The sequence below is a fragment of the Ruminococcus sp. OA3 genome (genome assembly GCF_022440845.1).
GTDB lineage: Bacteria > Bacillota > Clostridia > Lachnospirales > Lachnospiraceae > Ruminococcus_G.
Genome location: NZ_JAKNTO010000001.1, coordinates 2,187,631 through 2,210,418, shown reverse-complemented (window position 1 = coordinate 2,210,418; position 22,788 = coordinate 2,187,631). Strand labels below are relative to the sequence as shown.

Sequence of the window (22,788 nt, the reverse complement as noted above, 5' to 3'; positions counted from 1 at the left end):
ATATAATATCAGGAGGATCTGCTTATGACTTATGGATATATCCGTGTCTCTTCAAAAGACCAGAATGAAGAGCGACAGCTGATTGCAATGCGGGAATTTGGCGTCCCTCCGGAAAATATTTTTCTGGACAAGCAATCCGGCAAAGACTTTAACCGTCCGCAGTATCAACGTCTGCTGAACTCTCTGCGTGCAGACGATCTTCTTGTGGTCAAAAGCATCGACCGTCTTGGACGGAATTACGATGAAATCCTGCTGCAGTGGCGCGTAATCACCAAAGAGAAACTGACCTCGGTCGTTGTCCTTGATATGCCCCTTCTGGATACCCGCAGAGGACGTGATCTCACAGGAACACTGATCGCGGACATTGTGCTTCAGCTTCTCAGCTATATTGCAGAGACAGAACGCGACAACATCCGCCAGCGTCAGGCCGAAGGCATTGCCGCAGCCAAGTCCAGGGGTGTTCACCTGGGACGTCCGCGAATCGCGGTACCAGACTCTTTTGACATGGTAAAGCATGACTATCTCTCCGGAAAGATCACCTGCCGTCATGCTGCCAGACTGCTCAGCACCTCGCCTTCTACCTTTTTACGCTGGCTGAAAAGATCTTCTTAGCCGGTTTCCATTTTGTTCCAGAACGTACACCTTTTGGTACAAGCAAAATACGAGTCAAAATCTGCCTTCAGGCGGATTTTTTTTTGCTTTACAAGCAAAATGCGGTTGTTTTTTTAGGTGTACCTTTTGGTACAACATAAAATTCTTTTTAATTATATACCATTTTCTGGAAAAATGCAAATTGTTATTCTTTTCTTTTATAATAGGTAAAAACACATATTATAGATCAAATATCGACAGCTGTCTCCCCGCATATTTTTCCTCAAAGGTATTCAGATAAGCAAATATCTGAGCATTGTCGTGAAGCATTTCATTCTGCCTGCAGATTTCGTGAAACAAAGCCATCAGCTTCCGGCTGTTTGGACTCTCTATCATATATTGATCGCCGTATTTCCGAATATATTTTTCTTTCATACCCGGAAAGCTCCTGTCCAGTTGTCTGTAGAAGTATTCTCTGTTTCCATCGCGCAGCGTCAGTCCCATACCGAAACAGATGACGCCGTATACCTCTGCTCTGGCACAGTAATCCAGGATCCCCAGAATATTTTCCTCCGTATCGTTGATAAACGGCAGGATGGGACTGAGCCACACAACCGCTGGTATTCCGGCGCCGTGCAGCTCCTTCAGGACTTCAAACCGCTCCCGTGTCGTACTCACGTTGGGTTCAATCTTTCGGCACAGCTCTTCGTCATAGGTTGTCATCGTCATCTGGACCACGCATTTGGTGGTGTCGTTTATTTTCTTCAGAAGATCGATGTCCCTCAGAATGCGACTGGACTTTGTGATCACCGTAAACCCGTGGCCGTACTCGCAGACCAGCGCCATTGCCTTTCTGATATGTCCAAGTTCCATCTCCAGCGGAATGTAGGGGTCTGTCATGGCCCCCGTGCCGATCATACATTTCTTCCGTTTATGTTTCAGTGCAATCTCCAGAAGTTCAATAGCATTCTCCTTAATCTCAATATCCTCAAATTCGTGTTCCATATGGTAGCATTTACTCCTGGAATCACAGTAAATGCACCCGTGGGAACAGCCGCGGTAGAGATTCATCCCATTTTTTGCTGACAGGATTCCTTTTGCTTTCACGTAATGCATGTTCTGTCTCCTCTCATTTTTATGAATGGTACCATATGAACAAATAATTTTAAACATGCCAAACTTATAAATATTCTAACCATTAGAAAAAACGGCATCAGCTTCACGCCAATGCCTCTCTTTACCTAATTGTTCTGTTATAAAACCCCTGCTTTTTTAAGGCGACCCGCTGTGTCTTAGCAGACCGTTGTTCTCTCGTTCCCTCCTCATGGCAATTATTCGGATACTTTATGCCATCCTTCAATATCTGATATATAGATTGCCCTTTCAATTCTTCGATTGCCACTTTTAATTCAGATCTTATGTCACTCGTGTACATTATCAGGACCCAAAATACTCATACCATCGATTAACAATAATAGCTCTATTCGCACAAATATATTTCTGAATCTTTTTCAAGTCACTTTTAGGAATATTACCCCTGTTATGTTCCAATATAACACCATCTCTCTTTATCCAAAATTTTGTAGAACTTTCAGACGGTTTTCCTTTAGCTACATGAATATGAATAGGCTCTCCATTCTCATTTGAGTAAAAATAAAATGTATACCACAAAAAATCAAGTAACGCTTTAGGCACTTTGCTTGTCTCCTTTTTCGCTTGCAATCTCCCAAATAAGGAAGCTGTTATTTTTTAAATATTCCTGCATCTGCATCAGCTCATCTTCGGAAAATCCATAAGTTTTATAAATCTGGTTTTCCGGCAAAACCCCCTCAGCAAAGTCAAAGCCATTGTCATTAGTACGTTCAAAGCGAAATGTGATAGAGTCAAATCCATTTTTATCTTCTTCTACATCTGAAAATGTAAGTACAATATTGTCAATCGTGCTATAATAATTTTTCATATCATCTCACCGCCTTCTAAAAAGTATAATTACTATTTTATGACTATATTATATCATCAATTATTGTAGTTGTCATGTTGTTTCTTTGGGGCAGCATTCCTATACAAAAGTGCAGGAAAGACCTCAAGCCAAAAGATATCTCTAATGACTCAAGGTCTGTTTCTTATTTACTCAATCTGCTCTGTTTGCTTCAAAATCACACAAAGGTTCGGCTACCTCTGTTTTATCACTGCCTGTGCCGCCGCAAGCCGTGCGATCGGCACACGGTACGGGCTGCAGGATACATAGTCAAGCCCTACCTTCTGGCAGAACTCTACCGAGCTCGGGTCGCCCCCGTGCTCCCCGCAGATGCCCAGCTTGATGCCCGGGCGGCTCTTCCGCCCCTTCTCTGCCGCCATCTCCACCAGCTGCCCTACCCCGTTTAAGTCCAGGCGGGCGAACGGGTCGGATTCGTAGATTTTTGCCTTATAGTAGGCGTCCAGGAACTTCCCGGCGTCATCCCTCGAGAAGCCGAACGTCATCTGTGTCAGGTCGTTCGTACCGAACGAGAAGAACTCCGCTTCCTCCGCGATCTCATCCGCCAGCAGCGCCGCTCGCGGAATCTCGATCATCGTCCCGATATGGTACCCGATGTCCGAGCCTTTCTCCTCCTTCACTTTCTCCGCCGTCTCCACCACGATGTCCCTGACGAACTTCAGCTCCTTCTTCTCCCCCACCAGCGGGATCATGATCTCCGGCACGATGTCATAGCCCTGTTCCTCCTTCACCTCGATGGCAGCCTCCATCACCGCGCGTGTCTGCATCCGGGCGATCTCCGGGTATGTCACCGGCAGCCGGCAGCCCCGGTGCCCCATCATCGGGTTGAACTCATGCAGGTCCTCGCATTTCCCACGCACCTCTTCCTCCGTCAGACCCATCTCCTCTGCCAGCGCCCGGATATCCTCCTCCGACGTCGGCACAAACTCATGCAGCGGCGGGTCCAGGTAACGCACCGTCATCGGGCGCCCCGCAAGTGCCTCGTACATCGCCTTGAAGTCCCCTTTCTGGAACGGGATCAGCTCTGAGAGCGCCGCTTCCCTCGCCTCCGCCGTGCCGGACAGGATCATCTTGCGGATCTTCGGGATCCGCTCCGGCTCGAAGAACATGTGCTCCGTCCGGCACAGGCCGATGCCCTCCGCACCCAGTTCCACGGCTTTCCTGGTATCCGACGGGGTGTCCGCGTTCGTGCGCACCTTCATCTGGCGGTACTTGTCCGCCCAGTCCATGATCCGCTGGAAGTTCCCACCGATCTCGGCCTCCTTCGTCCGGATATCGCCCAGGTAGATCCTGCCGGTCGTCCCGTCCAGGGAAATGTAATCGCCCTCTTTGACCGTCTCGCCCCCCAGCTCGAAGTACCGCTCGTCTTCATTCATCCGGATCTCGCCGCAGCCGGAGACGCAGCAGGTTCCCATGCCCCTTGCGACCACCGCCGCATGGGAGGTCATGCCCCCGCGTGCCGTCAGGATGCCCTCCGCCGCGTGCATCCCCTCGATATCCTCCGGGGATGTCTCCAGGCGCACCAGGACCACGCGCTCGCCACGCTCATGTGCCAGCTTCGCCTCATCCGCCGTGAAATACACTTTTCCCGCGGCCGCACCCGGGGATGCCGGCAGCGCGCTGCCGATCACCTTCCCGGCTTTTAACGCCTCCGCGTCAAACGTCGGGTGCAGCAGCTGGTCCAGGGACTTCGCCTCGATGCGCAGCACCGCTTCCTCCTCCGTGATCTTCCCTTCGTCCACCAGTTCACAGGCGATCCGCAGCGCCGCCGGGGCTGTCCGCTTCCCGTTCCTCGTCTGCAGGAAGTACAGCTTCCCTTCCTGGATCGTAAATTCCATATCCTGCATATCCCGGTAGTGCTCCTCCAGCTTCATCGCAAGCTTCATAAACCCCGCATAGCACTCCGGCATGTCTTCTTCCAGTTTCGTAATCGGCTGCGGCGTGCGCACGCCGGCCACCACGTCTTCCCCCTGTGCGTTGATCAGGTATTCCCCGTAGATCCCCTTTTCCCCCGTCGACGGGTTCCTCGTAAAGGCAACTCCCGTTCCGGAAGTGTCCCCCATGTTCCCGAACACCATCGCCTGCACGTTCACCGCGGTCCCCCAGTCCCCCGGGATGTCGTTCATCCGGCGGTACACGATCGCACGCGGGTTGTCCCAAGAGCGGAACACCGCCTGCACCGCGCCCATCAGCTGCTCGCGCGGCTCCTGCGGGAATTCCTCCCCGCCCATCGCCTCTTTGTACACGGCTTTGAATCTGCCCACCAGTACTTTCAGGTCCTCCACCGTCAGTTCCGTATCGTAATGGACGCCTTTTTCCTCTTTGACCTCATCGATGATCTTCTCGAAGAAGGATTTCGGCACCTCCATCACCACGTCTGAATACATCTGGATGAACCGGCGGTAGGAGTCGTAGGCAAAACGGGGGTTCCCCGTCTTCTTCGCGAACCCTTCCACCGCCTCATCGTTCAGCCCCAGGTTCAGGATCGTGTCCATCATGCCCGGCATGGATGCGCGCGCACCGGAGCGCACGGATACCAGCAGCGGGTCGCCGACATCACCAAACGTCTTCCCCTGGAGCTGCTCCAGCTTTCCGAGCGCCCCAAAGATCTGCTGCCGGATCTCTTCCGAGATCTGTTTCCCGTTCTCATAGTAGTTGGTGCACGCTTCCGTCGTCACCGTGAACCCCTGCGGGATGGGAAGGCCGAGGTTTGTCATCTCTGCCAGGTTGGCGCCCTTGCCGCCCAGCAGGTCCCTCATGTCTGCATTTCCTTCCGTGAACATATAAACCCATTTCGCCATCGTATTTCCTCCTACTACCTTTTTAGTGGTATCATCGGGCAAAATACCTTTTGCCCCCTTCCATCATAATATCATCTTAACATATATGCCATTCTAGTCAAGAATATTTTTGGATTATTTGTGCAATTTACACAATTATTTCCATGCAGAAAAAAGACGCTTTCCGGCAATGTCTGCCGAAAAGCGTCGGTATAATAAGTCTTATGCAGTTTTATGATGCACAGGCATCTGAAACAACCTTATTTTCTGTAAGTAGATTTGTTTAAAACAAGGTGTCTTGGAAGACCTTCCACCATCATTGGTGTCAGCTCGCCCATGATCAGCGGACGCGCATATTTCACATATTCCTCGCTTACATCCGTACCATTGTTTACGATCCACTCAGCCGGTACCGGTCTCTCTACGTTTGCAATCGCATGGATATCGTAGATATTGTAAGCTACTTCATATGGGTCACGGTTTACAACTTCGATTGTCACCATCATGCCCGTCTTGCCTTCATCAGCTGCCTTGCATGCCAGGTATCCAACGGTAAATGCTTCGTTGATATCTGTCAGGGATGCCAGATGAGTAGCTGCTCTCTGCAGTGTTGAGTATTCGATGGCACGAGATTTCAGGCCCAGTTCAGACTGGATCTTATTTGTCAGCACAACTGCACATCCGGACAGCTGTTTATGTCCAAACGCATCCACATAGTCAGATGCGGAACCAAGTTCGCATACGAAACGTCCGTCAGCCAGTTTGATACCTTCGGATACAGCAATCACAACAGAACTCTTCTCTTCAGAGAGTTTTTTCACTCTTGCCATGAAATCATCCAGGTCAAAATCTGCTTCCGGAAGGTAGATCATATCAGGTCCTTCACAGTCTTCTCCTCTTGAAAGAGCAGCTGCAGCTGTCAGCCATCCCGCATGTCGTCCCATGATCTCAACTACAACCACAGTTGGTTTTTCGATACCGAAGCTGGAATTGTCACGGATCACTTCTTTTAAGGAAGCTGCGATATATTTAGCTGCGGAACCGTATCCCGGTGTATGGTCAGTGATCGGCAAATCATTGTCGATCGTCTTCGGAACACCCATGAATCTCTGCTTTTTGCCTTTTAATTCCGCATAGTCAGACAGCATTTTGATCGTATCCATGGAATCATTTCCGCCAATGTAGAACAGACATTCAATTTCATTTTTTTCCATGATCTCAAAAATCTTGTCATAGATTTCTTCATTTCCTTCAATTTTCGGAAGCTTGAAACGGCAGGATCCGAGGAATGCGGAAGGTGTTCTCTTCAGAAGCTCAATGTCATTTTTATCTTTTACATATTCAGAGATATCAACCAGATCTTCGTTCAGGAATCCCTGGATTCCGTGATGCATACCATAGATTTTGTCATAACCAAGATCTTTGGCAGCCGCAACTACACCTGCAAGACTGGAATTGATAACAGCAGTCGGTCCGCCGGACTGACCTACAACGATATTTCTCTGTGCCATAATAATTTCCTCCTAATTGTTAAAATCATCTATTTTCGATTATAGCAAAAACATTCGCCTTCGACAACTGTTTTTCAGCATTTCGCAAAAAGGCAGTATTAAAAACGGAACTTCTCCGCCATATAGCGCTCCAGATCTTCGATCTTCACGCGTTCCTGTTCCATTGTATCACGGTCGCGGACGGTTACCGCCCCGTCTTCCTCAGAATCGAAATCGTATGTCACGCAGAACGGAGTTCCGATCTCATCCTGGCGGCGGTAGCGTTTTCCGATATTCCCGCGGTCATCGAATTCACAGTTATATTCTCTCGACAGCATCTCAAATACCTTCAGTGCGCCGTCATTTAACTTTTTGGACAGCGGGAGCACACCGATCTTCACAGGCGCCAGCGCCGGGTGGAAATGAAGCACCGTGCGCACGTCGTTTTTCTCAGCATCCAGAACTTCCTCATCGTACGCGCTGCAGAGGAAGGCCAGTACCATGCGGTCCGCGCCGAGCGACGGCTCGATCACGTATGGGACGTATTTGATCTTCTTCTCATCATCAAAGTACGTCATATCCTGTCCGGATGTGTTCTGGTGCTGTGTCAGGTCATAGTCGGTACGGTCTGCGATTCCCCACAGTTCGCCCCAGCCGAACGGGAACATAAACTCCACGTCCGTCGTCGCCTTGCTGTAGAAGCTGAGCTCTTCCTTGTCATGGTCTCTGACGCGGATCTCCTCTTCTTTCAGCCCCAGCTCTTTCAGCCAGTCGAGGCAGAACTGTTTCCAGTAGGCGAACCATTCCAGATCGGTATCCGGTTCGCAGAAGAATTCCAGCTCCATCTGTTCGAACTCGCGGGTACGGAAGGTAAAGTTGCCCGGTGTGATCTCATTTCGGAAGGATTTTCCGATCTGGCCGATTCCGAACGGAATCTTCTTTCTCGAGGTGCGCTGTACATTTTTAAAGTTTACAAAGATGCCCTGCGCCGTCTCCGGTCTCAGATAAACGGTATTCTTGGCATCCTCTGTCACTCCCTGGAATGTCTTGAACATCAGGTTGAACTGACGGATATCTGTAAAGTTATGCTTGCCGCACGTCGGACATGGAATCTGGTGCTCGTCGATGAATGTGCGCATCTCCTCCTGTGACCACGCGTCAACGGAAGTCTTCAGCTCGATTCCGTGTTCGGCGCTGAAGTTCTCGATGATCTGGTCTGCACGGAAACGCTCATGGCATTCACGGCAGTCCATCAGCGGATCAGAGAAACCGCCCAGATGTCCTGATGCCACCCATGTCTGCGGATTCATCAGGATCGCACAGTCAACACCGACATTGTATGGGTTTTCCATGATGAATTTTTTCCACCACGCCCGCTTCACATTGTTTTTCAGTTCCACACCGAGATTTCCATAATCCCAGGTATTGGCAAGTCCTCCATAGATCTCGGATCCCGGATAGACGAATCCTCTCGACTTTGCCAGAGCAACGATTTTGTCCATTGTTTTTTCCATCATATTTCTCCTCTTTATATTCATGATGTTGGGGGCAAAAGCTTTTTTGACCCCATAATACCACGGATTGTTCCGCACTATGTGCTCCCCCAATCCTGAAAACATTCGAAATCCGCCCTGCTCGGGCTGCTTTCTCATGTTTTGCGGGTCCCAAAGTCATGCTTTTTCATGCAAGCATGAAACGCACGACCTTTTGACCCTGGTATCTATTCATTGATAGACGATATAAGCATAGCCCGCTATACTGGTCTGCGCATTTTCATTATCCTGGTTTTCCCCAGCTTCAACCCGGGCCTTTTTCTCACCCAGAATCTTTACATTTTCACTGACGCACAGAATTTTCCCGCGTGTCACCACATCCACAGGCTCATTCGTCACGGTCACACGCGCCTCAGGGTACTGGGTTCTGACTGCAGCGATATCTGTTTCATTTCCGCCTGCATCAAGAAATTTCCCCTCAAAATCATACGTCTCCCCGGCCTGTGTTATCGTCCCGTCAAACAGTGTTACCTGGTTGAATGCTTCATAATCGCTGCAGGAAGCGTATTCCATTTCCAGACGAATCTCCTGCTGCTTTTTGTCATACCTGCACTGTTTCATCGATACCTTCTCCGCATCCTGCTCTTTGTTGTAAGCAGCAACGGCTTTTTCCACCGTGCTTTCCAGCTTCTCCGTATCGTAATAGGACCTGTCAAAGCTGTCCACGATCACAGAGGTCACTCTCCCCTTTTTGTCGATCGTGACCGTGCTGTTGTCTGCCGCAGCCCCACAGCCCGTGAGCAATATGAACAGTATACCGGCCAAAAGCACTATGTATTTTTTCAACTTTTCTGCCTCCTGTGCCAGTTTTACTTCAAGTTTCAATTATAACCTCTGGAGCCCATATTTTCAACACATCATTTTCAGTATTTCAAGACTTTTAAACTTTTTATCCGTATAGAGCTCAACATACCGGTCCATCAGCCGTTCAAATTCCCGCAGGACCTCATCCGTCACGGTAAAACTGTACAGTTTACCGATGGGCGAAGCGATCACATACTGCATCGTATACAGGAGCGATGCGCTCACCGGCACGCCTGCCTTGTCTTCCCGGCAGCATTCCGTGCAGAGCACTCCGCTCTTCCCTAAGCTGAATGTCGCAAGATCTTCCTTACTCCCGCAGCGAACACACTCAAAAACCTGCGGATACTCACCGTTCAGGGTCATCAGCTTCAGCTCAAAAACCCGCCTCACCAGCGGGTTCGGTATCTTCGGATTTTCAAGGCTGCGAAGCGCAGCGTACAGCAGATTCACCATCGCGGCAGCGTCAACACCCTCGCGACCGTAATAATCCAGAAACTCAAGAAAATAGAATCCATAATACACACCCGGCTGTTCCCTGGCCAGCTCCGTGAAATGGTGTGAAACCTCAGCCGCAACCAGGCTGTATGCACTGCGCCCTTCATATACGCTGAACGCAGCAAATACAAATGGATTGGCCGCTGCCAGAAGTGCACTGGTGCTTTTCCGCGCCCCGCGTGCAAATGCTGTGATCTTTCCGCGCTCCCTGGTCAGCAGCACAACTCGCTTATCATATTCCCCCACCGGCGCTGCCAGGAGGACAACGCCGTTCACAGTTACCGGTCCGCTCATTTTTATTTATACTTCTTTCTATCGTTCTTTTTTATCGTATCCGAAATTCTTCATCAGAAAATCACTGTCACGCCAGTCTTTTTTCACTTTCACCCACAGCTTCAGATTGACTTTTCCTTCGATCATCTGCTCAATCTCGTAACGTGCATTCGTACCGATCTTCTTGAGCATCGCCCCCTGCTTTCCGATGATGATGCCCTTGTGCGATTCACGCTCACAGACGATCGTCGCTTCAATATCTGTGATATTCCCTTTCCTGCGTTCCTTCATCAGATCAATGGAGACCGCGATCCCGTGCGGTATCTCTTCGTCCAATGCATGCAGCGCTTTCTCACGTATAACCTCTGCTACGATCTGGCGCATCGGCTGGTCTGTCACCACGTCCTCGTCAAAATACTGTGGTCCGTACGGCAGATATTTGAATATGCTGTCGATGATATCACCCGTATTCTGTCCGCGCAGCGCGGAAGCCGGAATGATCTCGTCAAATTCATACAGCTTCCGATAAGCATCGATGAACAGAAGCACCTCTTCCTTCGGCACCGTGTCCACCTTATTGATCACCAGGATCACCGGAAGATTCAGCCCCGCAAGCTGCGCGGCGATATGCTTTTCCCCCGCTCCGATGAACGTCGACGGCTCCACGAGCCAGAGGATTACATCCACTTCTTTCAGCGTGCGCTGTGCCACATTGACCATATATTCACCCAGTTTGTTCTTCGCCTTGTGGATCCCCGGTGTGTCCAGGAACACGATCTGTCCCTGCTCGCAGCTGTAGACCGTCTGGATGCGGTTGCGGGTGGTCTGCGGCTTCTTGGATGTAATTGCAATCTTCTGCCCGATCAGCTGATTCATCAGCGTTGACTTGCCGACATTCGGTCGCCCGATAATCGCCACAAAACCGGATTTGTAATGTTCGTTCATATATCCTCCCGTTTTTCTCTCATTTATCTTTATGTTGTCTCTGCTGTGTTATCTCCGATCAAATGCCTGGTCACAAAGAATTTATTCTCATTTTCATCAATCGCCGCTTCACTTCCGATCACACAGATATTATTCTGTGAGAGCACAGACTCCACAATTTCTGCCAGGTTCCGAATATCCTGGACCCCCGCACTCAGTATCTCATCTCTTTCTTTCTGCAGATCTTCTTCAGTGATTCCCGAGAAAAACGCATTGAAGGACAGCATTCCTTTTCCCTGCGGCGTGAGCGGCGTATCCAGCCCGCTGATCGTCCCAATGATATACTTAGTCATCTCGTGTTCATCCGCGGTAAAGCTTTTCAGATACTCTGGCGTTCCATCAAAGACGGACAGGGTCTTGTCCAGATTCGGATCCCGGTAAGATACAAAATAGCTTTCCCCTGTTCGCTTGAAAGCGCTCATACAGCCGTACGCGCCGCCTTTCACACGGATATTCGTCCACAGATAATCATAACTCAGGATCAGCTTCAGAATCTGCAGGCTCCCCGTATAGGAGTAACCGTCTTTTCTGAAATTTCCGCCCTTCGCCACATACTGCACCTGTCCGGAAGTCTTAAAGCCTTCATTGCTCTGGTGTGGTGTAAAGGTAAACGGATCTTCAGCGACCGGATCCGTACACAGTATCTGTGAGAAATCCGGTACAGACTGTTCCAGCATCTGATAACCCTCTTCATCTGCCGTATAATTAATCATCATATTCTCCGGGCGGAACAGAAATTTCATCAGTTCTTTCAGGTTTGTGATAACAGTATCTTTTAGCGTCTCAAACTGCGCTTCCAGTCCTTCAATAAATTTATAATATCCGATGCCGCTGATCTCCTCCTGCATGCAGCCACTCGCCGAGTAATAGGATGTCACACGCGATACCGCAGATGCATGTCCGGAACTTGGAATCGACATCTGCATCCTCGATTTCTGCTGCGCGATGATCTCGTACAGCCGTTTCTCATCATCCAGTTTCGACGAAGTCAAAATTTCTGCAATCATTTCAAACACAAATCCCAACTGTGAATAGAGGCATTTTGCCTTGACGCCGAACAGTCCGATACAGGACTGAATATCATCCGCTTTCGTCAGAATATGGATCCCGCACAGAATCCCGCCGGAGTTGGCGTTGATCTCATTAAATAATTCCGCATAAGAAAACTGTTTCGTATCGACATATCCCAGCACGGACTTCAGCAGTCCCATATAGGGAACGAGCCTGCGCGGAACCCCTTTTGTGTCAAATAACAGGGTCAGATAACCGATCTGGTTGGTCGGAAGATTATGGAACAGCACCGGCATTCCGGAAAGTGTGCGCAGCTCATTGTACAGCTTCGCTGCCTCCCGCCCGATATCACTGCGTGTAAGCATCGGGATCGCAGCCAGTGCCTCCGCCGTCTCTTCCGCCGACTGATATTCTTCCAGCGCTTCTGTCCGGCTGATCAGCTCCTGTATCTCCTGTGCGGACAGCGACGCCTTATGGGCAGCCAGCCTCTCTGTTGTCTTCTGTTCCATTTCCTTTGCCAGTCCCTTTTTCGGCTCAACGACAACGATCGCTGAATGCGGATTTTCCAGAAGATATTCCCTGAGCAGACTTTCAAAATAACCGGTTTTTATTTTTTCTTTCAGAGATGCAAAAACATTCAGCTGATGCAGATAGGCAAATGGTTTTTCATCATCATAGAGCCAGCTGTCAAACACATCAAGACCATACATCAGTCCTTTTGGATAGGATGCATAATCCGCCTCCCGAAAGCGGAATTCAAAGTAATTGATCCCCGCTTCCAGTGCCTTTCGGTTGATCCCCTCATCTGCCAGCTGCCGAAGCGTTGTGCGGATGAGCTCAAGAAACCGCTCACGGTCTTCCGTCCTGGCGTTCTTTGCAACGACGGAAAAAAATGGCTGTAGGATTCCGTCTTCATAGGAACCCATGATATCTTTCCCGATCTTCGCGTCCAGCAGCGCCTGCCGGAGCGGAGCTCCCGGAGCCGAGAGCAGCGCATATTCCAGAATCTGAAACGCCATGTTCAGCTCCACATCCAGACTGTCGCCGACCACCACATTCCAGGTCAGGTAGGCATTTTCCTCCTCCGATTCATGATCCGCGATCGGATAATACAGTCTGCGCTCCACCGGCGCGTCAAATGCCTTCTGATACTGGACGGCAGAATCCGGCACAGACGCCTCAAAGGCACTCAGGTACTCCCTGTCCAGCCACTCCAGGCGTTCAGCCATATCCATATCACCGTACAGATAGATATAACTGTTTGACGGATGATAGTATTTTCTGTGAAAGTCCAGAAACTGTTCGTACGTCAGCTCCGGAATGTGTTCCGGATCCCCGCCTGATTCTACCCCGTAAGCTGTATCAGGAAACAGCGTATTGAAAATCTCACGGTCCATCATCTCCTCTGGTGAAGAAAACGCACCTTTCATCTCATTATATACAACACCGTTGTAGCACAGCGGGCTTTCTTCGTCCCGCAGCTCATAGTGCCAGCCCTCCTGGCGGAAAATCTCTTCTTTCTCATAAATGTTTGGATAAAAAACGGCATCCAGATACACGTGCATCAGGTTTTTAAAATCCTGATCATTGCAGCTGGCTACCGGGTACATCGTTTTATCCGGATATGTCATGGCATTTAAAAAGGTATTCAAAGAACCCTTGACCAACTCGACAAACGGGTCCTTCAGCGGAAATTGCCTTGAACCGCACAGTACGCTGTGCTCCAGAATGTGTGCCACGCCGGTGCTGTCTGCCGGAGGTGTGCGAAATGCAATATTAAATACTTTGTTATCATCTTCATTTTCAAGAAGCATCACCCGGGCCTGGCTTTTATTATGCACCAGAAGGTAACCTCTGGAGCCTATATCCTGAATGTCTTCCTCGGACAGTACGGTATATGCCTTTAATTCCTCAAATTTCATATAAGTCCTCCAATTCGTTCTTGCGTATAAACGTAGTATATCACATTTTGTTTATTTTTTTCACAATTTCTTTAGTTGTACTGCAGATTTATATCTGCTACAATAAATAAAACGGATATAAGGGAATCCGGGGAAGGATGTAAAGAGTTATGAGGAGAAAAAAATTATTATTAACAGTCTCACTCGCTGGTCTTCTGATGTTCGCGGCATATGGCTGCAGTTCAAAAGAAAATGCAGATGAGTCAAAAGAAAATACACCGGCGGCAGAGGCGACCAGTGAAGCTGATCCGACGAAAGCCCCCGAAAAAGAGGGAAAAGACGATGCTGCTGATCTAAAAGATACCGGAGACAGCACCGATGCGAAAGATGCCCCCGGTGATGACAGCGTCGATCAGACACCCGTCGAAGAGATCCAGGGAGAGGGAATGACCGATACGACAGTTCCTGATCTGGATTCCATAGAGTCAGCACCGACCGAACGGGAGTATTCCGTCACCGGCCAGTCCGGAGCCGAGCAGTATACACTGAGAATTGACGGTATATCTACAACGGATGAACGCGACTCCAACAACCCGAGCAATCCGGAAAATGTTGCAGTCATCGATTATACTTATAAAAACAGCTCTTCAGAAGCACTTCTGGTCGACGATATGAGCTTCAAATTGGTGGTTGGCGATACAGTATGTACTCCGTACTACTCCGGCTCTCTTGACTCTGCCGAACTGGTTGATGAAGGGGAATCCTGCTCCGCTCAGATCGCCTTTGAAGTCGGAAAAGATTTCAGGGAAGGTTCTCTGGTGTACACGGATGCCCAGACCCAGGAAGAGATTCAGTTTGACATTAAATTAAAATGAGGAAACGCAGGACAGTGGAACTCAGACGAAATCAATCGTCTGGGTTCCACTGTTTCATTTTACATTCTCTGCCGGTCCGGCAGTCTCTCTATGGATCAGCTTTGTCCCCACTGTCACTTTCAATATTTCCTGCCGGTCCTGTCCCGGTATCATCATCTGCAGCCGTTCGACGGCCAGCTCGCCCATCCGTTCCAGATCCGCATGGATCGTCGTCAGACCCGGGACGATCATATCGCAGATTCCGGAATCATCGAATCCGATCACCGAAATATCCTGCGGAACGCGGTATCCGAACCGCTGAAAGATCCCGATCGCGGCGATCGCCATCACATCGTTGCAGGCCAGAAATGCCGTCGGAAGTTCGGACTGATTTCTGATATAAGATTCCAGGCTTTTTTCCGCCTCTTCCCGCAGCATGTTCAGATACACCACATACTCCGGTTTTACTTCCAGCCCCAGCCGCTCCATGGCCTCGAAAAAGCTTCGCTTTCTGTGCTCCAGCGCTCCGGATTCCAGATCGCTTGTCAGGTATCCGATCCTCCGGTGTCCAAGCTGCATCAGATAACGGATCGCGGCGTGCAGGCTTCCGAGGTTGTCGATATTGACCGTATTGATCGGTTCCTCCTCAAAATAGCGGTCAATGCACACAAAGGGTACATCTTTGGGAACCATGATCTTATCCGCACGATGTGCAAACTCAGTTCCCAGGAAGATGATCCCGTCCGACTGCTCCCTTTTAATCTCCCTCAGCACCCTGCTCACATTGTCATAATTAGCGTTGATAATGGATATGGAACAATTGTATCTGGAGCATGCCCGCTCAACGCCGTCCAGGACCCTGATCAGAAAGTTGTCTTTCCGGTTTGCGATCCAGTTTGTACTTTTGTAATAGACAAAACATATATTTCTCTTATCAGGAGAACGCTCCGGCTGATTTTTCAGCGTATATCCGTTTTCCAGCAGCAGATGTTCGATCTGTTTCCGCATTTCCATACGTACTCCTGGTTTGCTGTTCAGTACCAGGGAGACGGATGACGGGGATGTGCCTGCCATTTTTGCAATGTCTCTTATCGTGACCTTCATTCTTTTCACCTCAGCAGTTATGATATGATGCCAGGGTAAAAGGTCATACAATGCTTGCATGCAATTGGATGACTTTGGGACCCGTAAAACATGAGAAATTAGCCCGATCAGGGCGGTTTTCGAATGTTTTAGGATTTCGGGAGCACGAAGTGCGGAGAAATCCGTAGGCATCAGGGGTCAAAATACCTTTTGACCCCAACATCATGATATAAGAATAAATGATTTTCACTGCAATTGCAAGCGCCCCATACATCCAAAATACAATTTATACGATGCCGTTCGGATAAATGACCACCCGGCACGCCTTCTGCTCGCGCAGAAGCTGTATGCCCGTCAGAATATCCTTTAACTCCAGCTTATGACTTACGATCTCCTCCAGCCCCAGCCTTTTGTCCTGAAGCAGGTCGATCGCATGCGGAAACGTATTGTGCGCACAGTACGTTCCCATCACGGTCAGCTCATTGCGCGTGATCACCGCGGGAGGTACCTGTGAGACCGCATTCGCGTTCTGGCCGAAGATCAGCAGTTTTCCTCCGGCATTCAGAAGCCGGACCGCCTCACCGAAGACCGCTCCGGCACCCACCGCATCGATCACGATGTCAAACAGGCCGCCCCATTTCCTCATCACCGTCTCGCCGACTGGTTTCCCGGACGGGTCGATCACCAGATCGGCTCCGCATTTTTGGGCCCACGCCCTCCGCTCTTCTGCCATCTCGCAGACCGCCAGCTGTTTTACGCCGTACAGTTTCAATACTTTGATAAACGTCAGGCCAATCGGTCCTGCACCGTACAGCAGCACGCGCTGTGACGGCATGGGATTTATTTTTCTCATGCCGTTCATGACACACGACAGCGGTTCGGTCTGCGCCGCCAGCTCCGGCTGCACCGATGCAGGCATATGAAACAGCTGAGCCTGTGGAATGACGGCATACTGCGCGAATCCCCCCGGCTTCGTCTGACCGTAAATTTCGGCATCCGGACACAGATTATCCATTCCCCGCCTGCAGTAATCACAGACATGACATTTTTCAATATTATCTACCACGACCGTGTCACCCGGCGCAAACTGCGTGACTTCATCGCCGATGGCATCCACGACTCCATAGAATTCATGCCCCATCACAGTCCCGGGCTTCGCGTACTGTGCCGGGGGAACATGCAGCACGTGCAGATCACTGCCGCAGATTCCCGCCGCCGTCACTTTCACTCGCACATCCGTGGGCTTTTCGATCTTTGGCATCTTACGTTCCTCCAGCTCAAGCACACCGTTTCCCTTAAATACCGCCGCCAACATCTTATCCATAGAGTCCTCCTTCATCACAATTCAAATATTCGTTTTACAATCTCCATATCTTTTTTCACAATTTCAAACTGATCCGCATCCAGCCGGCTCAAAGGCTCCTGATTGTAATAATTCTCCAGAAGCAGCCATTCACTGCACGCTGTCTCCCGGATCACCGCCGCCGTCTCCATAAATCCGCTCTCACCTGTCCCGAGAAGCGCACTGCTCAGCTTGCGGTGGTATCCGTCTTTCAGATGAATCTGCACCACATAGGGGGCCAGTTCCCTCAGATACTCTGCCGTGTCGGATACCCCGGCAAGAAAATAATTCTGTGTGTCAAACATCATCTTAAAGCCACTGCAGTTTACTTCCTCCATCATCCGCAGGCTGTCGCCAATGGAGAGTGCGTTTTCTGTCGCAAGGATAACCCCCGCACCCTCCGCATATTCGCACAGCAGCCGGATCTTTTCGCATGTGTTCAGAAATCCCTCCTCGTCCAGGATCGCCCCGTCGTTGAAACTGGGAAGCTGGACCACAGGAACCTCCATCTGCGCCGCCGCATCGATCGCACGCTGACACCCCTCCATGGCGATCATTCCCTTTCTGGTGTCCAGTGGATTGGTGAGGCCGTAACAGTTTAGAAGCTCAACCGCGATCGATGTGATCGCAATCCCAAAATCCCGGCTCACGTTCCGGTATTCATTTTGAATCCGTGGATTCGACAGCGGGTATCCGTTCTCATACGGTCCCAGATCGATCTCCGCGCCCGCAAATCCTATTTCCGCCGCCATCCGCACTCCGGTCGGTCCCTGCATAGGAAACCCCCACATGCAGATTCCCAGTTGAAATCCATTCATTTTACACACTCCTGTCACTGATCACAGCCGGCGGCGGCTTACCGCCGCCGTCGCTTATTCGTATTCAGCCGCATTGTCTTTGTCAATGATCCACTGATCCGTATAGATAATCTTCGTGGCCTCATCGTCATAGCCCGGAGCCTCCCCGTCCAGATTTTTCAGGAACACCTCCACAGACCCCGATCCCATGCCGTACGGATCCTGTGCAACCGTGCCGAGCACCGTACCGTTTTTGATCGGCTCGAATACGTTGGTCTGTGCATCATATCCAATAATATGTACATCCTCACCCGGTACGAGACCTGCATCGGCGACCGCCTGCGATGCCGAGATCGCCATCGGGTCATTGCTGCAGAATACGATCTCCACATCCGGATTTGCTGTAATGATATCCTGCATACAGGAATATGCGATATCCGGCTCTGACTGTCCGGACAGCTCTGCCACTACCTGCCATCCTGCCGCTTCCACAGTGTCTTTGAATCCGTCACTCCGCACAATATTTGTGTTGGACGGGTCCACGGTGATCATCGCCGCTTTCTTAGAATCATCCGTATCCGCCAGTTTTTCCACCGCATACTTTCCAGCCAGTACGCCTCCGTCATAATTATCTGATTTCAGACATGCCAGGTATCCCTGCGCCTCGGTACTGATATCTGCCAGCACGACCGGAATTCCCTTTTCTTCAGCGATCTTATAAATATTTGCAGCCGCCTCGGGTTTGCAGGGAGTCAGCACAAGACATGCGATGTTTTGATTGAGAAGGTCTGTACATCCCTGGATCATAATGCTCTGATCACTCTGCTGGTCATGCTCCACATAATCATACCCGGCTGCCTCCGCCGCCTCCTTTACGCCCTTTGCCAGCGTCACGTAATACTCCCAGCTCATGTTATAGCAGGAATACGCGATCACTCCCTTAGAATCCCCGCCGGCATCTTCTCCGCTCCCACCGTTGGCCGGCTTTGCTGTATCAGCCTGAGCGCTGTCACTCGCCTGTTCCTCCTGTTTTGACGGGGAACCACATCCGATGAGCCAAATCGCCAGGATCGTTATCAGGATTACCGCCAGCATTTTTTTAATTTTTTTCATATTCTTCTCCTTTGCTCGTCTTTCACTGTGTTTTTGCCTGCATTTGTGTCATGCACTCTGTGCTGTTTTTTTCTGAGAGTTTTCCCGCAGTCTGCTGACCGTACGCTGGATGAAATCAAAGGAGAATGCCAGCAGCAGGATGATTCCCATGCAGATTCTCTGCCATTTTGCATCCACGTGATACAGATTCAGGCAATTAGCCACACTCGCGTACAGGATCGCTGCGATCACTGTGTTAAAAATACTACCCTCCCCTCCTGTCAGTTTTGTTCCTCCCAGTACCACAACGGTTATCGCATCGAAATGAAAATTGGTCGCCACATCCGGGCTGGCACATGCCTGTCTCGCCGTCACAATCATCGTGGCTGCCGCTGTGCAAAATCCCATCAGCATGAACGCCAGTGTCTTTACCCTCTTCGTGTTGATCCCGCTGATTCTGCACGCCTCCATCGAATTTCCCAGAGCACGGACATTTCTGCCGTATACTGTCCGGTTTAGGATGACCGCTCCTGTCACAGCAAGCACGAGCAGCATGATAAACGGGATTGGTATGATGCCTATGCTTCCATTTCCAATCTGAAGAAATGAGGGTTTTGTGCACATGATCGTATTGGCATTATTCAGGATGTACGCCAGCGCCCGGAAACTGTAATACGTTCCCAGGGTTGTGATAAATGCCGGCACATTAAAATACGAAACGATCACTCCGTTGAGCAGCCCGCATATCACCCCGGCGATACACACAAGTATAAGAGACGGACCCATTCCGACAGAATTCATGGTGCCCGCCATCACGATGCCGAGGAAAGCCAGCATGGAACCGATGGACAGGTCAAAATCTCCCATGATAATGATAAATGTCATTCCAAGCGCCGCAATTCCCGTGGAAGACGCCTCCCTGAGAATACTTGCGAGATTATCTCCCATACGGAAGTTCCCGTTCAGTGCAAACATGATGATCCAGAAAACCGCCAGGATCAGCACAACGACGTGTTTTCCAACACTCACTTTTTTCATCTCCTAACCCTCCCTCCTGATCTGTTTTTCGTTCTTCATTGTCTTGACCCCGTTTACCACCAGCGCAAAGATCAGGATCACGCCGATCACAAGCTGCTGATAATAGGAATTCACATTATTGATGTTCAGTCCGTTCTTGATCACTGCGATCAGTATTGAAGCGATCAGAGTTCCTGTCAGGTTTCCTTTTCCCCCCGTGATGAGGGTCCCCCCGAGAATAACGGTCGTCATGACATCCAGCGCAAAGTCTTCCCCGATCGTCGCCTTTCCGAACATGACCTGCGCAGTCTTTATAAGACTCGAGAAGACTGCCGTCACTGCCGTCAGCACGAATGCCGCGATGATCATCCTGTTTGTATTGATGCCTGAAATACGCGATGCATCGGCGTTGGAACCGACACTCCGTATCTTCATCCCAAATGCCGTGGCATGGTAAATGAAGCAGGCACATCCATAGACGATTACGGTCAGCAGTATCGGAAACGGGATCCCGGCGACACTTCCCGATGAGATAAATTTGACGCTTGTCATGGAATAGAGCGGAACATCCGCGCCGTTTGCCAGAAGCACCGCGATCCCCCTAATCAGAATCATCGTTACGAGCGTCGCGGCAAACGCCTGAATCTGCAGCTTTGTCACAATCAAGCCATTGATGATTCCGACCGTCACGGCGATCACAAAAGCCGCCATTATCGCCGGAAACAGTCCTGCCGCGGTGGCAACTTTTGCCACCACCACGCTCACCAGAGCCAGGATCGATCCGATGGACATATCAAATACGCCCGCCGTGTAAGCAAACGTCATGCCCGCAGCGGCGATAGCCGTCAGCGAAACCTGAACCAGAATATTTTTAATATTGAATGCCGTCATCATGTTCGGCTGCATCACAGAGAATATGGCGAGCAGCACGATGATCACAATTCCCAGGCTGATGTTTTCGCTATGTCTGGATATGATTTTTTTCATCTTCCCGCTCACGCCTCCTTTCCTGATGCAAACGTCAGAATCCGTTCTTTGTTGAATTCGTCTCTCGTCAGGCCCCCCGTCACCCTCCCGTCGCAGAATACAATCACGCGGTCACAGACCTTGATCAGCTCATTCATATCAGAAAACACTGCGATGATTCCCATTCCGTTTCGTGCAAGCTCGGACAGCAGGTTGTAGATCTCTTCTTTCGCCCCGACGTCGATACCGCGGGTCGGCTCCAGCATGATGAACACTCTGTTGTCCAGCAGCAGGTCTCGCCCCAGAAGCGCCTTCTGCTGATTTCCTCCGCTCAGGTAGGAGATCTTTTGCTTTGCATTTGCGTATTTGATCGCCATAAAGTCCGTCATATTCCGAAGCTGTTCCTGCTCGCTTTTCGGATCGATATAAAAGCCAAATTTCTTCTTCAGGCTGCGTATGGAGATCAGGGTCACATTCTCCTCAACCGACATCATCGGAAGGATTCCCTTGTCCTTCCGGTCGTCCGTCAGGAAACAGACGCCGTGTTCGATGGCATCCTGCGGATTCTTAAACCGCACTTCTCTCCCGTCCAGGAACACCTGTCCGCTGTCATACTGGAACAGTCCGTAGATCGCAGACAGTACCTCTTCCCTTCCGCATCCCATCAGGCCGGCTGCACCCAGTATTTCCCCCTGATGGAGACAAAACGAAACGTCTTCAAATACATTTTTCAGAGTCAGTCCCCTGACCTCCAGCAGTACATGGTCCGTTGCATGGCAGGGGCGCACCTCACCATGATCGATCTCATGGCCTACCATCAGTTTGATGATATCCGCCTCCGTCAGTTTGCTGATCGGTTTCGTATCCACATACTCGCCGTTTCGCAGAACCGTGACGGTATCTGCCATATCAAACACCTCTTTCAGCCTGTGTGATATGTACAGGATCGTCTTGCCCTCATTCCTGAGCATATGCACGACCTCTTCCAGTTTTTCGACCTCCTCCTCATTCAGGGCTGCCGTCGGCTCGTCCATGATGATGATATCCGAATTCCTTGATATCGATTTTGCAATCTCCACCATCTGTTTTTCTGACACCGAAAGGTCTTTCACATACTCGTCAGGACCTACATTGATCTCCAGAAAATCCAGCAGTTCTTTTGCCTTTGCAGATCGCTTTTTCTTCTCCACGATTCCAAAAAAAGTCTTTTTCGGTATATCCGAGATAAAGATATTCTCCGCCACCGTCAGTTCGGGCACCAGATTAAATTCCTGGTAAATAACACTGATTCCGCACTCATCCGCATCCCTGACATTTTTGATGCTCCGCTCTCTGCCGCCAATACTGATCGTACCGCCGTCCGCCTGGTATGCCCCGCCCAGAATCTTCATCAGCGTACTTTTCCCCGCACCGTTCTCTCCCATGATGGCGTGGACACTGCCCTGTTCAATATCGAAGCTGATATCCCTCAGTGCGTACACACCGTAAAACTGTTTGCAGACATTGCGAATCTGAATATATGCCCCCACGCTTCCCCCTCCTTTAGTTTTATTTTTTGTTTTATGTTTTATCATTTGTTTTACTTTTTAACATTATGCATTATTCCACTTTTTTTGTCAATATTATCGGATTAATTTTTTATTTAATGGCATTTTTACCATATTTAAGCGTTATTTTATATATATATTTACAATTTACCGATTATTGTTTTTTGTTTATCATCGCATTTGTTTTATGTATTATAAAATATTTTTAATTC

At 49.8% G+C, this 22,788-nt stretch carries 19 protein-coding genes; 2 read left to right on the top strand and 17 right to left on the bottom strand.

Annotated features, from left to right (window positions below; genetic code table 11):
• The first annotated feature begins 24 nt into the window (after nucleotides 1-24).
• Nucleotides 25-612 carry a recombinase family protein gene (locus MCG98_RS10005; protein ID WP_345891640.1) on the top strand — a complete coding sequence of 196 codons (588 nt, stop codon included), beginning with the start codon at nucleotides 25-27 and terminating at the stop codon, nucleotides 610-612.
• A gap of 219 nt (nucleotides 613-831) precedes the next feature.
• Here MCG98_RS10005 and MCG98_RS10000 read toward each other — a convergent pair whose 3' ends face one another.
• The 10 genes from MCG98_RS10000 to MCG98_RS09955 all read right to left on the bottom strand — a co-directional run bounded on the left by MCG98_RS10000 (nucleotide 832) and on the right by MCG98_RS09955 (nucleotide 13,899).
• A complete protein-coding gene (locus tag MCG98_RS10000) occupies nucleotides 832-1,707 on the bottom strand; it encodes a radical SAM protein (protein ID WP_240301846.1) in 876 nt (291 codons plus the stop codon).
• Between the two features lie 321 nt (nucleotides 1,708-2,028).
• On the bottom strand, nucleotides 2,029-2,286 hold the full coding sequence (locus MCG98_RS09995; protein WP_240301845.1) for a DUF4160 domain-containing protein: 258 nt from the start codon (nucleotides 2,284-2,286) through the stop codon (nucleotides 2,029-2,031).
• The gene (locus tag MCG98_RS09990) at nucleotides 2,279-2,551 is read right to left on the bottom strand and encodes a hypothetical protein (protein ID WP_028530118.1); all 273 of its coding nucleotides are present in this window, start codon (nucleotides 2,549-2,551) and stop codon (nucleotides 2,279-2,281) included. The genes MCG98_RS09995 and MCG98_RS09990 overlap by 8 nt, the downstream gene beginning before the upstream one ends.
• A gap of 212 nt (nucleotides 2,552-2,763) precedes the next feature.
• Complete coding sequence (gene ppdK / locus MCG98_RS09985; RefSeq protein ID WP_240301844.1) at nucleotides 2,764-5,388, bottom strand: pyruvate, phosphate dikinase; 2,625 nt, start codon at nucleotides 5,386-5,388, stop codon at nucleotides 2,764-2,766.
• Between the two features lie 239 nt (nucleotides 5,389-5,627).
• Nucleotides 5,628-6,881, bottom strand: a complete 1,254-nt coding sequence (locus MCG98_RS09980) for a 6-phosphofructokinase (RefSeq protein ID WP_345891715.1) — start codon at nucleotides 6,879-6,881, stop codon at nucleotides 5,628-5,630.
• Nucleotides 6,882-6,976: 95 nt separating this feature from the next.
• Nucleotides 6,977-8,371: a glycine--tRNA ligase gene (locus MCG98_RS09975; protein WP_028530298.1), complete on the bottom strand. Its 1,395-nt coding sequence runs from the start codon at nucleotides 8,369-8,371 to the stop codon at nucleotides 6,977-6,979.
• 210 nt (nucleotides 8,372-8,581) lie between these two features.
• Nucleotides 8,582-9,196: a hypothetical protein gene (locus tag MCG98_RS09970; protein ID WP_240301842.1), complete on the bottom strand. Its 615-nt coding sequence runs from the start codon at nucleotides 9,194-9,196 to the stop codon at nucleotides 8,582-8,584.
• A 63-nt stretch (nucleotides 9,197-9,259) separates the two neighbouring features.
• On the bottom strand, nucleotides 9,260-10,003 hold the full coding sequence (gene recO / locus MCG98_RS09965) for a DNA repair protein RecO (RefSeq protein WP_240301841.1): 744 nt from the start codon (nucleotides 10,001-10,003) through the stop codon (nucleotides 9,260-9,262).
• Between the two features lie 18 nt (nucleotides 10,004-10,021).
• The gene (gene era / locus MCG98_RS09960; protein WP_240301840.1) at nucleotides 10,022-10,927 is read right to left on the bottom strand and encodes a GTPase Era; all 906 of its coding nucleotides are present in this window, start codon (nucleotides 10,925-10,927) and stop codon (nucleotides 10,022-10,024) included.
• Between the two features lie 29 nt (nucleotides 10,928-10,956).
• A complete protein-coding gene (locus tag MCG98_RS09955) occupies nucleotides 10,957-13,899 on the bottom strand; it encodes an insulinase family protein (RefSeq protein ID WP_240301839.1) in 2,943 nt (980 codons plus the stop codon).
• A gap of 149 nt (nucleotides 13,900-14,048) precedes the next feature.
• Here MCG98_RS09955 and MCG98_RS09950 point away from each other — a divergent pair, with 149 nt between their 5' ends.
• Entirely contained in the window at nucleotides 14,049-14,753 is a 705-nt protein-coding gene (locus MCG98_RS09950; protein ID WP_240301838.1) for a DUF4352 domain-containing protein, read from the top strand.
• 54 nt (nucleotides 14,754-14,807) lie between these two features.
• Here MCG98_RS09950 and MCG98_RS09945 read toward each other — a convergent pair whose 3' ends face one another.
• From MCG98_RS09945 to MCG98_RS09915, 7 genes are all read right to left on the bottom strand, one after another.
• The gene (locus MCG98_RS09945) at nucleotides 14,808-15,836 is read right to left on the bottom strand and encodes a LacI family DNA-binding transcriptional regulator (RefSeq protein WP_240301837.1); all 1,029 of its coding nucleotides are present in this window, start codon (nucleotides 15,834-15,836) and stop codon (nucleotides 14,808-14,810) included.
• Between the two features lie 265 nt (nucleotides 15,837-16,101).
• Nucleotides 16,102-17,139 (bottom strand): alcohol dehydrogenase catalytic domain-containing protein, encoded by a 1,038-nt coding sequence (locus MCG98_RS09940; protein WP_240301836.1) that lies wholly within the window; start codon nucleotides 17,137-17,139, stop codon nucleotides 16,102-16,104.
• 14 nt (nucleotides 17,140-17,153) lie between these two features.
• Nucleotides 17,154-17,975 (bottom strand): sugar phosphate isomerase/epimerase family protein, encoded by an 822-nt coding sequence (locus MCG98_RS09935; protein WP_240301835.1) that lies wholly within the window; start codon nucleotides 17,973-17,975, stop codon nucleotides 17,154-17,156.
• Nucleotides 17,976-18,029: 54 nt separating this feature from the next.
• A complete protein-coding gene (locus tag MCG98_RS09930) occupies nucleotides 18,030-19,067 on the bottom strand; it encodes a substrate-binding domain-containing protein (protein WP_240301834.1) in 1,038 nt (345 codons plus the stop codon).
• Nucleotides 19,068-19,115: 48 nt separating this feature from the next.
• Complete coding sequence (locus MCG98_RS09925; RefSeq protein ID WP_240301833.1) at nucleotides 19,116-20,084, bottom strand: ABC transporter permease; 969 nt, start codon at nucleotides 20,082-20,084, stop codon at nucleotides 19,116-19,118.
• Nucleotides 20,085-20,087: 3 nt separating this feature from the next.
• Nucleotides 20,088-21,050, bottom strand: coding sequence for an ABC transporter permease (locus MCG98_RS09920; RefSeq protein ID WP_240301832.1), 963 nt, complete (start codon nucleotides 21,048-21,050; stop codon nucleotides 20,088-20,090).
• An 8-nt stretch (nucleotides 21,051-21,058) separates the two neighbouring features.
• Entirely contained in the window at nucleotides 21,059-22,558 is a 1,500-nt protein-coding gene (locus tag MCG98_RS09915; protein WP_240301831.1) for a sugar ABC transporter ATP-binding protein, read from the bottom strand.
• Between the last annotated feature and the right edge of the window lie 230 nt (nucleotides 22,559-22,788).

Bases quoted from the DNA above. Each gene is read 5' to 3' on its own strand.
- MCG98_RS10005 (WP_345891640.1), top strand. From the start codon at position 25: ATGACTTATGGATATATCCGTGTCTCTTCAAAAGACCAGAATGAAGAG.
- MCG98_RS10000 (WP_240301846.1), bottom strand. From the start codon at position 1,707: ATGCATTACGTGAAAGCAAAAGGAATCCTGTCAGCAAAAAATGGGATG.
- MCG98_RS09990 (WP_028530118.1), bottom strand. From the start codon at position 2,551: ATGAAAAATTATTATAGCACGATTGACAATATTGTACTTACATTTTCA.
- ppdK (WP_240301844.1), bottom strand. From the start codon at position 5,388: ATGGCGAAATGGGTTTATATGTTCACGGAAGGAAATGCAGACATGAGG.
- MCG98_RS09975 (WP_028530298.1), bottom strand. From the start codon at position 8,371: ATGGAAAAAACAATGGACAAAATCGTTGCTCTGGCAAAGTCGAGAGGA.
- recO (WP_240301841.1), bottom strand. From the start codon at position 10,003: ATGAGCGGACCGGTAACTGTGAACGGCGTTGTCCTCCTGGCAGCGCCG.
- era (WP_240301840.1), bottom strand. From the start codon at position 10,927: ATGAACGAACATTACAAATCCGGTTTTGTGGCGATTATCGGGCGACCG.
- MCG98_RS09955 (WP_240301839.1), bottom strand. From the start codon at position 13,899: ATGAAATTTGAGGAATTAAAGGCATATACCGTACTGTCCGAGGAAGAC.
- MCG98_RS09950 (WP_240301838.1), top strand. From the start codon at position 14,049: ATGAGGAGAAAAAAATTATTATTAACAGTCTCACTCGCTGGTCTTCTG.
- MCG98_RS09945 (WP_240301837.1), bottom strand. From the start codon at position 15,836: ATGAAGGTCACGATAAGAGACATTGCAAAAATGGCAGGCACATCCCCG.
- MCG98_RS09940 (WP_240301836.1), bottom strand. From the start codon at position 17,139: ATGGATAAGATGTTGGCGGCGGTATTTAAGGGAAACGGTGTGCTTGAG.
- MCG98_RS09935 (WP_240301835.1), bottom strand. From the start codon at position 17,975: ATGAATGGATTTCAACTGGGAATCTGCATGTGGGGGTTTCCTATGCAG.
- MCG98_RS09930 (WP_240301834.1), bottom strand. From the start codon at position 19,067: ATGAAAAAAATTAAAAAAATGCTGGCGGTAATCCTGATAACGATCCTG.
- MCG98_RS09925 (WP_240301833.1), bottom strand. From the start codon at position 20,084: ATGAAAAAAGTGAGTGTTGGAAAACACGTCGTTGTGCTGATCCTGGCG.
- MCG98_RS09920 (WP_240301832.1), bottom strand. From the start codon at position 21,050: ATGAAAAAAATCATATCCAGACATAGCGAAAACATCAGCCTGGGAATT.